The organism is Aeromonas sobria (genome assembly GCF_006243315.1).
Classification (GTDB): Bacteria; Pseudomonadota; Gammaproteobacteria; order Enterobacterales; family Aeromonadaceae; genus Aeromonas; species Aeromonas sobria_A.
The window spans coordinates 13,174-26,664 of record NZ_NKWE01000019.1 but is presented as its reverse complement, the minus strand read 5'-3'; the positions used below and the strand labels follow the sequence as shown (position 1 = coordinate 26,664).

The 13,491-nt window shown below is 54.0% G+C and carries 14 protein-coding genes; 13 read left to right on the top strand and 1 reads right to left on the bottom strand.

Going from position 1 to position 13,491, the window contains the following annotated elements; all coding sequences use genetic code 11:
• The first annotated feature begins 7 nt into the window (after positions 1–7).
• From flhF to CF137_RS04935, 13 genes are all read left to right on the top strand, one after another.
• The gene (flhF, locus tag CF137_RS04995) at positions 8–1,432 is read left to right on the top strand and encodes a flagellar biosynthesis protein FlhF (protein ID WP_042020290.1); all 1,425 of its coding nucleotides are present in this window, start codon (positions 8–10) and stop codon (positions 1,430–1,432) included.
• On the top strand, positions 1,425–2,309 hold the full coding sequence (locus CF137_RS04990; RefSeq protein ID WP_042020291.1) for a MinD/ParA family protein: 885 nt from the start codon (positions 1,425–1,427) through the stop codon (positions 2,307–2,309). The genes flhF and CF137_RS04990 overlap by 8 nt, the downstream gene beginning before the upstream one ends.
• Positions 2,302–3,021: an RNA polymerase sigma factor FliA gene (locus CF137_RS04985; protein ID WP_101324034.1), complete on the top strand. Its 720-nt coding sequence runs from the start codon at positions 2,302–2,304 to the stop codon at positions 3,019–3,021. The genes CF137_RS04990 and CF137_RS04985 overlap by 8 nt, the downstream gene beginning before the upstream one ends.
• Before the next feature lie 123 nt (positions 3,022–3,144).
• Positions 3,145–3,516, top strand: coding sequence for a chemotaxis response regulator CheY (gene cheY, locus CF137_RS04980; RefSeq protein ID WP_005298814.1), 372 nt, complete (start codon positions 3,145–3,147; stop codon positions 3,514–3,516).
• Positions 3,517–3,528: 12 nt separating this feature from the next.
• Positions 3,529–4,269, top strand: coding sequence for a protein phosphatase CheZ (locus CF137_RS04975; RefSeq protein ID WP_101319331.1), 741 nt, complete (start codon positions 3,529–3,531; stop codon positions 4,267–4,269).
• A gap of 11 nt (positions 4,270–4,280) precedes the next feature.
• Positions 4,281–6,458 carry a chemotaxis protein CheA gene (locus tag CF137_RS04970; RefSeq protein WP_139718242.1) on the top strand — a complete coding sequence of 726 codons (2,178 nt, stop codon included), beginning with the start codon at positions 4,281–4,283 and terminating at the stop codon, positions 6,456–6,458.
• Positions 6,459–6,490: 32 nt separating this feature from the next.
• A complete protein-coding gene (locus tag CF137_RS04965; RefSeq protein WP_139718241.1) occupies positions 6,491–7,606 on the top strand; it encodes a protein-glutamate methylesterase/protein-glutamine glutaminase in 1,116 nt (371 codons plus the stop codon).
• 2 nt (positions 7,607–7,608) lie between these two features.
• Positions 7,609–8,346, top strand: a complete 738-nt coding sequence (locus CF137_RS04960; RefSeq protein ID WP_162515848.1) for a flagellar motor protein — start codon at positions 7,609–7,611, stop codon at positions 8,344–8,346.
• 2 nt (positions 8,347–8,348) lie between these two features.
• Positions 8,349–9,266, top strand: a complete 918-nt coding sequence (locus CF137_RS04955; protein WP_139718240.1) for a flagellar motor protein MotB — start codon at positions 8,349–8,351, stop codon at positions 9,264–9,266.
• A 4-nt stretch (positions 9,267–9,270) separates the two neighbouring features.
• Positions 9,271–10,065: a ParA family protein gene (locus tag CF137_RS04950; protein ID WP_042020303.1), complete on the top strand. Its 795-nt coding sequence runs from the start codon at positions 9,271–9,273 to the stop codon at positions 10,063–10,065.
• Entirely contained in the window at positions 10,062–10,928 is an 867-nt protein-coding gene (locus CF137_RS04945; RefSeq protein WP_139718239.1) for a chemotaxis protein CheW, read from the top strand. Before CF137_RS04950 ends, CF137_RS04945 begins: the two co-directional genes overlap by 4 nt.
• A gap of 69 nt (positions 10,929–10,997) precedes the next feature.
• On the top strand, positions 10,998–11,486 hold the full coding sequence (locus CF137_RS04940) for a chemotaxis protein CheW (protein WP_042020306.1): 489 nt from the start codon (positions 10,998–11,000) through the stop codon (positions 11,484–11,486).
• Positions 11,487–11,505: 19 nt separating this feature from the next.
• Positions 11,506–11,892, top strand: coding sequence for a DUF2802 domain-containing protein (locus CF137_RS04935; protein WP_139718305.1), 387 nt, complete (start codon positions 11,506–11,508; stop codon positions 11,890–11,892).
• Between the two features lie 246 nt (positions 11,893–12,138).
• Here the strand turns inward: CF137_RS04935 and rimO are convergent, their stop codons facing one another.
• Positions 12,139–13,467 carry a 30S ribosomal protein S12 methylthiotransferase RimO gene (gene rimO, locus CF137_RS04930; RefSeq protein ID WP_139718238.1) on the bottom strand — a complete coding sequence of 443 codons (1,329 nt, stop codon included), beginning with the start codon at positions 13,465–13,467 and terminating at the stop codon, positions 12,139–12,141.
• Between the last annotated feature and the right edge of the window lie 24 nt (positions 13,468–13,491).

Genomic DNA, 13,491 nt, shown 5'->3' with positions numbered 1-13,491 from the left:
ATGACGGGTGAAGATTAAGCGGTTTTTTGCCAAGGACATGCGAACGGCTCTGGCCGAGGTCAAGGAGACTCTCGGGCCCGATGCGGTGATCATGTCCAACAAGAAGGTCACCGGTGGGGTCGAGATAGTCGCCGCAGTCGATTATCAATCCCAGGTCCCGGGGCCTAAAGATGCGCCGGTTCGCCGTCAACTGAATGACGAGAGCGTCAATATTTCGTCTGCCGGACGGCAGATGACTCGCCCTGAACCGACTCAGGCGAAGGAGCAGAACGAACATTATGCCGATACCCTGGCCGCATTGCTGGCTCGCCAGCAAAAGCTCAAGCCGGGCAACGCTGCCGCCATGAGCAGCACCCAGTCAGCTGGCCTTGCGGCAGCCAATACCGCGCCAAGAACATTGGCCGAACAGGGGCAGTGGGGCGCAGCTCCTGAGCCCGCCAAGCCAAAAGCCAGGGCTGCAACGCTGGGCCGGCCCGCGCAGCCTGCACCTCGCGAACAAGAGATGGAAGGGATGCGCAAGGAGATGGCCAGCATCCGAAAGTTGCTGGAACACCAGATTTCCGGGCTGATGTGGCAAGAGGTAGAGCGCCGTGAGCCAATGCGGGCATTGCTGATCAAAGAGCTCAAGAAGATGGGCTTTGATGATGCGTTTGCCGATCAACTGGCGGGGCTTATCCCCGAGGATATGTCCATCCACCAGGCCATGGCACAGCTGGCAGAGGTATTGACGGGTCAGCTCAAGATCAGTGAAGACGAGATTTTACGTCAGGGGGGAGCGGTGGCGCTGCTAGGCCCGACCGGGGTAGGCAAGACCACCACCATCGCCAAGCTGGCGGCACGTTTTGCCATGAAGTATGGCGCCGAGCAGGTGGCGCTGATCACCACCGACAACTACCGGATCGGTGCCCATGAACAGCTGCAGACCTATGGCCGGATCATGGGTTGCCCGGTGCGGCAGGTGCGTGATGCCGAAGAGCTGGCCACTGCACTCTATCAGTTCCGTCATCGGCGTCTGGTGCTCATCGATACGGCCGGGGTTGGCCAGCGGGATATCCGCTTGACCGAGCAGCTCGATACCCTGGTCAAGAATGCCAAGGTACGGATCCGCAGTTATCTGGTGATGTCTGCGACCTCCCAGCGTCGGGTGATGCAGGAAGCGGTGGACCATTTCCGGCGGATCCCATTGAGCGGCTGCATACTTACCAAATTGGACGAGAGTCTGAACCTGGGCGAAGTGATAAACGTGTGTATCCAGAATGCCTTGCCAATCAGCTATATCACTGACGGGCAAAGGGTTCCGGAAGATATTCAGGTTGCCAATGCGGCGCAACTCGTCGGAGCGGCCATGGGCTCGCTGGAGCGAGAAACAGAAGAGCCCTATTTCTGGGGCGCAGGCTTTGGCGAGGCCGAAGATTCGGAGTTTTATGAGTAACATACATATGGATCAGGCGAGTGGTCTGCGCAAAATGCGTCAAAACAATCGAGTAAAAGTAATCGCCGTGTCCGGTGGCAAGGGTGGCGTTGGCAAGACCAACGTGACCCTGAACGTGGCGGGAGCCATGGCGGCCCAAGGTAAACGGGTGCTGGTGCTGGATGCTGACTTGGGGTTGGCCAACGTCGACGTCATGCTGGGGCTGCGGGTTCATCGCAACCTCTCTCATGTACTGGCTGGCGAATGCACCATAGATGACATCATTGTCGAAGGCCCTTATGGCATGATGATTGTACCCGCGACCTCGGGCACCCAATCGATGGTGGAGCTCTCGTCAGTGCAGCATGCCGAGCTGATCAGGGCGTTCAGCGAGATGAAGACCCAGGTCGATATCCTGATGGTGGATACGGCGGCGGGGATCTCCGACATGGTGCTGAGTTTCACCCGTGCCGCTCAGGACATCATGGTGGTGGTGTGTGATGAGCCGACCTCCATTACCGATGCCTATGCCCTGATCAAGATCCTCTCCAAGGATCACGGCGTGTTTCGCTTTAAAGTTGTGGCCAACATGGTGCGCAGCCTGCGTGAAGGGCAGGAGCTCTTTGCCAAGTTGACCAGGGTGACAGACCGCTTCCTCGACACCTCACTGGAGCTGGTTGCCTGCGTGCCTTACGACACGAATTTACGTGCGGCAGTGCGCAAACAGAAGCTGATTGTTGAAGCGTTTCCCAAGTCGCCAGCTGCGCTGGCATTTCGGGCGCTGGCCAACAAGGCGGCGAGCTGGCCGGTGCCAAACCAGCCAGGTGGTCACCTGGAGTTTTTCCTGGAAAACTTGTTGCAAAAACCGGCCACGACACAGGAAGGTTCCCGTGAATAAAGCCCAAGCGTACTTGCGTCATCAGGATTCCTATGTGCTGGTGGAGCGCCATGCTCCTCTGGTCAAGCGAATTGCCCAGCATTTGTTGGCTCGCCTGCCCAGCAGTGTCTTGCTGGATGACCTGATCCAGGCAGGTATGATTGGGTTGCTCGAAGCTTCTCGCAATTTTGACGGTAGCAAGGGCGCCAGCTTCGAAACCTACGCCGGGATCCGCATCCGTGGCTCCATGCTCGATGAAATTCGTCGTGGCGACTGGGTGCCGCGCTCTGTGCATCGCAACAGTCGCGCTATTGCCGAGGCTATCGAGAATGTCGAACAGGCTCATGGACGGGATGCTCGGGATACCGAAGTGGCGGTCCAGATGGGTGTCTCCATCAATGACTATCACGCCATGCTGCAGGATGTCTCATGCGGCAAGATTATTGGTATCGAAGATCTGGGGATCAGTGAGGATGTGATCGGGCACCCTGATGATGGGCCTGCAGGCACCGGATTTGATGAATTGGCAGCGGAGCGATTTCAAATTGCATTATCTGAGCAAATTGGTCGCTTACCCGAGAGAGAAGCGTTGGTTCTCTCTCTTTACTACGATGAAGAGCTAAATTTACGCGAGATTGGCGACGTTTTGAACGTGAGTGAGTCCCGTGTCAGCCAGATCCACAGCCAGGCAATGCACAGATTACGTGCTCGTTTGAGAGATTGGCATCTATAAGTGTTTGTACTGGCTACACTGAGATGAAACTCTAGGGCATAATCCGCACGACACAACCCGTCTTTAGCATCATGTAAGTGAGCCACTCTGGTGGCTATTTAGGAGGGAATTTTGGACAAGAACATGAAAATCCTCATTGTTGACGATTTTTCAACGATGCGCCGGATTATCAAGAACTTGCTGCGCGACTTGGGGTTCAACAATACCCATGAAGCGGACGATGGCAATACAGCGTTGCCGATGCTGAAAAACGGTGATTTTCAGTTTGTGGTTACCGACTGGAACATGCCCGGCATGCAAGGGATTGACCTGCTTAAGGCCATTCGCGTTGATGACAAGCTCAAGCATTTGCCGGTACTGATGGTCACGGCGGAAGCCAAGCGTGAGCAGATCATCGAAGCCGCACAGGCTGGCGTCAACGGTTACATCGTCAAGCCTTTCACCGCAGCAACGCTCAAAGAAAAGCTCGATAAAATTTTTGAACGTATCGGCTAAGGAGCTGCAGGGATGATGGCCAAAACGAGAGCAATGATTTCGCTCGACCAGGCAAGGATGCTTGTTGCTCATTTAGAACAGGATGAATTTGAGCTGGCCGATGAACTGCTTGCCGATGTGTGTGCCCCCAACGCAGCCGATCTGTTTGACAAAGTAGGTCAGCTGACCCGACAACTACATAATTCACTGCAAGAATTTCGTCTCGACCCCCGTATTCCCGATTTGGCTACGCATGAGATCCCTGATGCGCGGGAACGCCTCAGCTACGTTATAGATATGACGGACAAGGCTGCTAACCGAACCATGGATGCAGTGGAAGCGAGTCTGCCGATAGCGGATCGCCTTAATGACAATATTCAGCTGGTGCTGCCGAACTGGAATGCGTTGATGTCCCGCGACATGAGCCTGGGACAGTTCAAAGCGTTATGTCACCAACTTGATGATTTTATTAAGGCTTCAGCCACAGATGCCGATAAATTAAGACAACTGCTGACAGAGATCCTGATGGCGCAAGATTTTCAGGATTTGACCGGTCAGATGATCCGCAAGGTCATCAAACTGGTTCAGGAAGTTGAAACAAAATTAATTGAAATGCTGACCATGTGTGGTGAAGCCTCTGCAGAGCATTCAACTCGCAGCCTTCCTGTTAACGGGATTGAAGCAGAAGGCCCCATCATGAACCCTGAGACGCGTGCCGATGTGGTTAATGGTCAGGATGATGTGGACGATCTGCTGTCTAGCCTGGGATTCTAATGGAGTGACGCATGGCCTTCGAAGTTGATGAAGACATACTGCAAGACTTTCTGGTCGAAGCATCCGAAATATTGGAACAGTTGTCTGAACAACTGGTCGACTTGGAAAAGCGGCCTGATGACAAGAACCTGTTAAATGCCATCTTTCGTGGTTTCCATACCGTAAAAGGTGGAGCAGGGTTTCTGTCGTTGGGTGAACTGGTTGACGTATGCCACGGTGCGGAGAACGTATTCGATATCTTGCGCAATGGTAAACGTTCAGTCACCGCTGAGTTGATGGATGTAATCCTGCAAGCGCTGGATGCCATTAACGTCATGTTCGCCCAAGTTCAAAACCGCGAACCGCCAAGCCCCGCTTCTGCTGAAGTCCTGCATGACTTACATGAACTCTGCAAGCCGGAGGGCGAGGAGCAGTTGCTAACTGCTTCGGCGAATAATAGTTCGCCAACCGAGAGCACTGGATCAGCGGAGATCGTCGAAGCGGCTGTCGAGCTAGAGGTGATCGCTGAACCCTTGCCTGTTAATGGCGGTGGCTCTATAGATGAAATTTCAGCAGATGAATTTGAACGTCTGCTGGATGAGTTGCATGGTGCCGGAGGCGCGCCAACTCCGGTTGCTGCGGTCTCGGCCCCTGTTGCCGGTGGTACCGGTGATATTACTGATGATGAGTTTGAAGCCCTCTTGGACCAGCTCCATGGTCAAGGCGCACATATTGGAGCGCCAGAGGTTAATCCATTGGCATCGGTGCAAAAAGAGGTTGATGCACTGATCGATGATGATGAGTTCGAACGTCTGCTTGATGAGTTGCATGGGCGTGGTCAGGCACCTCAAACCACAATGGCTGCTGCACAGCCTCCTGTTGCGGTTACGCCACCGGCACCACCTAAGCAGGCCGCGCCTATCCCACCTGCAGTGCCGGTCAGTAAACCGGCGCCCGTTTCCCCTGCCAAACCCGTAGAGGCACCCGTAAAAGCGCCAGCCCCAGTTGCCAAGGCCGCGCCCGCCGAAAATGCAGTGCAAAGCGATACCACTGTACGTGTAGATACCAAGACCCTGGATGTCATCATGAACATGGTGGGCGAGTTGGTACTGGTGCGTAACCGCTTGGTGAGCTTGGGGATTGCGAGTAACGATGAAGACATGTCAAAGGCGGTCGCCAATCTGGATGTGGTGACTGCTGACCTGCAAGGTGCGGTGATGAAAACCCGCATGCAGCCAATCAAGAAGGTATTTGGTCGCTTCCCGCGCGTGGTGCGAGATCTGGCGCGTACTCTCAAAAAGGACATTGAGTTGGTCATGGTCGGTGAAGAGACCGATCTGGATAAGAACCTGGTGGAAGCACTGGCAGATCCGCTTGTTCACCTGGTGCGCAACTCTTGCGACCACGGGGTCGAAATGCCGGATGTGCGCGAAAAGGCAGGCAAGCCTCGGCAGGGGACGATTACCCTGAGTGCTTCCCAGCAAGGCGATCATATTCTGCTCTGCATCGAAGATGATGGGGCGGGAATGGATCCTGAGAAGCTCAAGTCCATTGCCATCAATCGTGGTGTACTGGATGCAGATAGTGCTGCTCGAATGAGTGACAATGATGCCTATAACCTGATTTTTGCTCCGGGTTTTTCGACAAAATCAGAGATCTCGGACATCTCCGGCCGTGGTGTCGGGATGGACGTGGTAAAAACCAGCATTGTCAGCCTCAACGGTTCGGTGCATATCGATTCAACTTGGGGTAAAGGCACCCGTCTTGAGATCAAGGTTCCCCTGACGCTGGCAATCCTGCCGACCCTGATGGTGGAAGTGGGTGAGCAGACCTTTGCGTTGCCCCTTGGCTGCGTGAACGAGATTTTTCACCTGGATCTGAAAAAAGCCAACATGGTTGATGGTCAACTCACCATCATTGTGCGTGACAAGGCGATACCGCTCTTTTATTTGCATAAATGGTTGATCCGCGGCTCCAACAAGCGCTCTCGTCAGGATACTGGCCATGTGGTGATCGTGCAGATCGGCACTCAGCAAATTGGCTTTGTAGTCGATAGCCTGATTGGCCAAGAAGAGGTAGTGATCAAGCCCCTGGATAACCTGTTGCAAGGCACGCCCGGTATGGCTGGCGCAACTATTACCAGTGATGGCGGGATTGCCCTGATTTTGGATGTGCCGAGTCTGCTCAAAGCATATGCGCGTAGACATTAATAGCTCAGGCCCAAGGAGTTAGAAAAATAACAATGGCAGTCAAGGTATTAGTTGTCGACGACTCGAGCTTCTTTCGCCGTCGGGTAAGTGAAATCATCAATCAGGATCCTATGCTGACGGTGATCGACACGGCCCAGAATGGACGGGAAGCGGTGGACAAGGCGCTCTTGCTGCGCCCTGATGTGATCACCATGGACATCGAGATGCCCGTGATGGATGGCATCAGTGCGGTGCGGGAGATCATGGCAAAGTGTCCGACCCCCATTCTGATGTTCTCCTCCCTGACCCATGAGGGGGCTAAATCAACCCTTGATGCGCTGGATGCCGGAGCTCTCGACTTTTTGCCCAAAAAGTTTGAGGACATCGCCAGAGACAAGGACGAGGCGGTCAAATTGTTGCAGCAGCGGGTGAAGGAGATCTCCCGCAAGCGCTTCTTGATGGCTCCGTCTGCTCGTCCCAAAGCTCCGGAGCCTGTTGCTCGCACTCCATTGGGTAGTGCCGCGCCCAGGGCTACGGAGCGTCAAGCTGATTCGCTGCGCCCTGCTACAACAGCGTCATTCAAGCGCAGTGGCAAGACATACCAGCTGGTGGCGATTGGTACTTCTACCGGTGGGCCTGTGGCACTGCAAAATGTGCTGACCAAGTTGCCTGGGGATTTCCCTCATCCGATCCTGCTTATTCAACATATGCCCGCGACCTTCACGGCTGCGTTTGCTGCTCGGCTTAATGGTCTGTGCCAAATTGGCGTCAAGGAAGCCGAGGATGGTGATGTGCTCAAACCAGGTCATGCCTACCTGGCTCCCGGTGGCAAGCAGATGTTGCTAGAGGGGCGTGGCGCCGGTGCCCGCATCCGGATCATTGATGGCAATGATAAGGTGAACTACAAGCCTTGCGTGGATATCACCTTTGCTTCTGCCGCCAAAACCTATGGCGATAAGGTGCTAGCCATAGTGCTGACGGGAATGGGGGCTGATGGTCGTGATGGTGCTCGACTGCTGAAAGAGCAGGGCTCTACCATCTGGGCACAGGATGAGGCTTCCTGCGTGGTGTATGGCATGCCGCAGGCTGTTGCCAAAGCGGGTATTGCCAGCGAATCACTTCCTCTGGACAAAGTGGCCCAGCGTATTCTGGTTGAGTTGGGGCGCTAATCATGGGGTTGCTTGGTCTGCTCCTGGCGTTGGGGGCTATGGCTATTGCCCAGCTGTGGCATGGCGGCTCACTGCTGACTCTGGTGGATGGGCCGGCCTTCCTGATTGTGCTGGGCGGCACCTTCGGCGCCGTGATATTGCAGACTCCCGCCAAATATATCCTGCTGGCTCTGCGGCAACTGTTATGGATTGTTACCCCCCCGCGACAAGATCTTTCTGTGCAAGCCGAGCGGCTGCAATCCTGGGCTGTTTTCGCTCGCCAGCAGGGGTTGCTGGCGCTAGAGAACCAAGCCGAGCAGGAAGAGGACAACTTTACCCGTCAAGGGCTTGGTATGATTGTTGATGGTGTATCTACCGACGATATTCGTATGTTGCTTGAAGCAGACATCGATATCGAACAGGAGCGCAATGAGCATGCTGCCAGGGTATTCGAGTCCATGGGCGGATACAGTCCGACCATCGGGATCATCGGTGCCGTGCTGGGCTTGATCCAGGCCATGTTTCATCTGGAAGATCCTTCAGTATTGGGGGCTGGTATCGCAGTGGCATTTGTAGCAACCATTTATGGTGTGGGGTTTGCCAACCTGATCTATCTGCCCATCGCCAACCGGTTACGCGCCTTTCACTACCACTACGGACTGTTTCAGGAGATGACTCTCGAAGGGCTGTTGGCCATCGCTCATGGGGAGAATGGTATGCAGGTTGAACGTCGGCTCAGGGCCTATCTGAAGGGAGAGTAACCATGCGCAAGCGCTATCGGTTGCACTTGCAGGGAGGTGATCATCTTGATCGCTGGCTGGTCTCCTATGCCGATTATATGACGCTGATCTTTGCTCTTTTTGTGGTGCTCTATTCCGTGGCGCTAGTAAATAAGGACAAATATCGTGCAGTCATTGATGGCATGAGCCAGGCATTTAATGTAGTCCCCTCCCATAACGCCGGTGTGTTGGACGGCCAAGGCAATACACTGCTAAACAATGCTGTTTCTGCTGAACCTTCACTATTGGACGGACCTGCAGCGCAAGCCCCTTCACTTGCCCCTATTTCTGGTATTCCTATCCAGCAAGATGGCACCACACTGGCCACTCTCGATGTGCAGTTGCAACAGAGCATGGGATCGTTGGTGGACGCAGGGATCGTCAAACTGACGCAAGATGAAAACTGGTTGACCATAGAACTGAGCTCCGGATTGCTGTTTAGCAGCGGTAGCGCCTTCATGGGACCAAATGCAGCGCCCATCATTAATACTCTTTCAAGTATTCTAAAACCGGTCGATAACTATGTAAGAGTCAGGGGCTATACAGATAACCAACAGATTAATAATGAAATTTATCGCTCGAATTGGGTGCTTTCTGCCGCGAGAGCAGAGGCAGTGCTCAGTGGCTTGGTCACAAATGGCATTGCCCCCCAGCGGCTGGCTTTCGAAGCATATGGTGAGTTTTCCCCCTTCGCCGACAATGGTAGCGAGCAGGGGCGGTTACAGAATCGCAAAGTGGTGGTCGCTATTTCGAAGTTTGCCTGGGTGCCCCCTGCTCCTGCCGTTGTCAGCCCGGTGGCTGCTGAACCGGCACCAGCAGTGAACAATGCAGTGGATGTGGGAAAGATCAAGGTGATCTCCTTGCCCGGTGGTGGCATACGCATAACAACAAGGCAGGATTGATAACGTGATTGTTTGGACGGTTGCCAACCAAAAGGGGGGAGTGGGTAAAACCACCACAGTGGTCTCGATTGCCGGGATCCTGGCCCAACGTGGCCAACGGGTGCTGTTGATAGACACTGATCCTCATGCGTCCCTGACCGCTTATCTTGACTTTGATTCGGATCGGCTGGATGGCACCCTCTATGAGTTGTTTCAAGCGGTCAAACCGACCGCCGAGCTGGTCAATAAACTCACACTGCGAACCCAGTTCGAGAATATTCACCTATTGCCGGCCTCAATAACCCTTGCCACGCTGGATAGAGTGATGGGTAATCGGGAGGGGATGGGACTGGTTATCAAGCGAGCGCTGTTACGGATTCAAGATCAGTACGACTATGTGTTAATCGATTGCCCGCCAGTACTGGGGGTGATGATGGTCAATGCGTTGGCTGCTTGTGATCGCATTCTAGTGCCTGTCCAGACCGAATTTCTGGCTCTGAAGGGGCTGGAAAGAATGATGAAAACATTCGAGATTATGCAGCGTTCCAAGCGGGACAAGTTTCGTTATACCGTTATCCCGACCATGTTTGATAAACGAACACGCGCCTCTCTGATGACCTTGAAATCGATCAAGGATCAATACGGTGACTCGGTATGGAATGCAGTGATCCCGATTGATACCAAGTTTCGCGATGCCAGCTTGCTGCATATTCCACCGTCCATTTATTCCCCCGGGAGCCGTGGGACTTATGCCTACGAGACACTGCTCAATTATCTAGACTCCCTCGAGCGGCAGCGAATGCATGAGGTAATGCCATGAGCGATACCATCCAAGTGCGGGCGATGGATGACTATTTTCACTCCTTGCTACTCGACGAGCCGCTGGTTCCGGATGAGGTGGAGGAGGAGCCGCCGACACCAGTACTGCAGATGCAGCGCAAGAGCATACCTGATCTGGTGGTGGCCCCCTATCTGGAGAATGACCCGCGTCTTGCCCAGTTGGGAGAGTTGCTTGCACAGGTTGGGCAAGTTCAGTTCGAAAATGATCTGTTTACGCATGAGGTCACAGTTACAGCTCCGCTGGAGATAGTAACCGAAGAGTCATTGTTACCGGTAGAACAGGAATGGCCTGCAGAGATCATGTCTCCTGCGGTCGTGGAACCACATACCACTATCCTGACCGAGACCGCGCTGGAGGTAGCTCCGATAGAAGCTAGCGCTCCGGTTGTCTGGGAGAATATTGATACCGGCAAAGAGTTTCAGGCGCTATTTTTTGAAGTCGCTGGCGTTACTTTCGCTGTTCCTCTGACCGAACTTGGCGGGATCCATCAGTTGGGCGAGATCACCTCCCTCTTCGGCCAACCAGCTTGGTACAAGGGGCTCATGACTTCCCGCGAGCAGAAGATGAATGTGGTAGATACGGCCCAGTGGGTCATGCCCGGCCAGCATCTGGAGATGGATAGTTACAAATATTTGATTATGCTCGGTGAATCCCCTTGGGGACTAGCCTGTCATCATCTGAAAGGAACCGAGTTATTACACCGGGACCAGGTGAAGTGGCGACATCAGGAGGGTAAGCGCCCCTGGTTGGCTGGCATGGTCAAAGAAAAAATGTGCGCCCTGCTACATGTCCGTGAACTGCTCTTGTTATTGGAGCGTGGGGTTAACATAGAAGGTCGCTGATAACTTCTGCAATCGAGCTGTTTTATTGCTAGTTTTAGCAGTAGACATTTTCATAAAAGGAATAAAAACATGACAGGAAAGCGCAATATCGCACAGAATCTGGCCGAAGATGAAGTGCTGCAATGGGTAACCTTTCAACTGGAAAACGAAACCTATGGCATCAATGTGATGCAGGTTCAGGAAGTGTTGCGCTACACCGAAATCGCGCCTGTTCCTGGTGCGCCCGAGTATGTGCTAGGGATCATCAACCTGCGTGGCAATGTGGTGACTGTCATCGATACGCGCTCCCGTTTTGGCTTGCCATCCGGTGATGTCAGTGAAAATTCTCGCATTGTGATCATCGAGGCCGAAAAGCAGGTCATCGGCATCATGGTGGACAGTGTGGCGGAAGTTGTTTATCTGCGTTCCTCTGAAATTGATGCAGCACCCGCTGTCGGGACCGAGGAGAGCGCCAAGTTCATTCAGGGGGTCAGTAACCGTGATGGGCAACTGTTGATCCTGGTTGACTTGAACAAGCTGCTCTCTGATGAAGAGTGGGAAGATATCGGTTCCCTCTGATGAATAAGGTGATGTTTTGATAATCGAGATAGTTGCCTTGGGGTTGTCCCTGATTGCCTTGCTGTTTGCTTTTTATATCTGGTTCCAAAGCAAGCGGAACAAACAGGAGTCCGAGGCGAGCGTGACGACCCTGCAGGGTCAACTAGAGAGCTTGCGCAAGCAGATGATGGAGCTTCATACCGGGGCGATAGGCATGGGGCAGCGCTTGCAGTCAGTAGAAGGGACAATGCAGCAGGTCAATGATCGTCAGCAAGAGCTGACAATGCAAGATCCCGAACGACGGCTTTACAGTCGTGCAGCCAAGATGGTCGAACTGGGTGCTGATCTGGATGAGGTCATGAGTGAATGCGAGTTGCCAAAGGCAGAAGCAGAGCTCTTGATATCGTTGCGCAAAGGTCGCTCTTGAGGATTCAGGAAGGCAATGGCCTTCCTGAACTTTATTGGGCCTGTTGTGTTCACATTAATGTGTAGAAACTGGCAGAGATATTGATGCAGTACCTGCAGTACCTGCAGTACCTGCAGTACCTGCAGTAGCATTGTAGTGGCATGGTGAATGTGGCTAACTGGTTCGCCGCACTTTTCTCGTGCTGTATGGTGCAACATCAGAATATAAAAAAGCGCCCGCAGGCGCTTTTTTGATATTTCCAGTGGCTTAGCTGATCAGGCTCGCCCACAGATCGTATTCGTCAGATTCATCAATCCGCACCTTGACCATATCACCTGGCTTTAGGCTGGTTTCACCGTTGAGGTAGACCAGACCGTCTATCTCCGGTGCGTCAGCGAAGGATCGGCCGGTGGCGCCCTCTTCGTCCACTTCGTCGATAAGTACCATCATCTCTTTACCGACTCGGCGGGCCAGCTTGCGGATAGAGACCTGCTGTTGCAGCTCCATAAAGCGCTGGAAGCGCTCTTCCTGAATCTCTGCCGGCACCGGATCCGGCAGCTCGTTGGCCAATGCCCCTTCAACCGGGCTGTATTTGAAGCAGCCGACCCGATCCAGCTCCGCCTTGTCGATGAAGTCCAGCAGCATCTGGAACTCTTCTTCGGTCTCGCCGGGGAAGCCGACGATAAAGGTAGAACGCAGGGTGATCTCGGGGCAGATTTCACGCCACTTCTGAATGCGCTCCAGAGTGCGTTCGACAGTACCCGGGCGCTTCATCAGTTTGAGGATGCGCGGGCTGGCGTGTTGCAGTGGAATATCGAGGTAGGGCAATACCTTGCCATCGCGCATCAACGGGATGACGTCATCTACGTGCGGGTAGGGGTAGACGTAGTGCAGACGCACCCAGATATCGAGCTTGGCCAGCTCTTCGCACAGGGCGACCATGCTGGTCTTGACCGGCATGCCATCGTAAAAACCGGTGCGGTGCTTCAGATCAACGCCGTAAGCGGAGGTGTCCTGAGAGATCACCAGGATCTCCTTTACGCCCGCCTCTTTCAGGCGCTTGGCTTCGGCCAGCACTTCGCCGATGGGACGGCTCACCAGATCACCGCGCATGGAGGGGATGATACAGAAAGTACAGCGGTGGTTGCAGCCTTCAGAAATCTTCAGATAGGCGTAGTGGCGCGGTGTCAGTTTTACACCGTGAGCGGGCACCAGGCTGGTGAAGGGATTGTGCTCCGGCTTGGCTACATATTTGTGGACGTGGCTCAGCACCTCTTCATAGGCGTGGGGACCAGTAATCTCGAGCACCTTGGGGTGGATCTCGCGGATCTGGTTCTCTTTGGCGCCGAGGCAACCGGTAACAATCACCTTGCCGTTTTCGGCCAACGCTTCACCGATCGCTTCCAGCGACTCTTGCACCGCGCTGTCGATAAAGCCGCAGGTGTTGACGACGACCAGCTCGGCATCGTCATAGCTGGGCACCACATCGTACCCTTCGGTACGCAGCTGGGTCAGGATGCGTTCTGAATCGACCAGATTTTTGGGGCAACCCAAGGAGACGAATCCTACTTTGGGGGCCTGTTTTGTGTTGGACATCGCTCAATCACTCTTAGGTGGCTC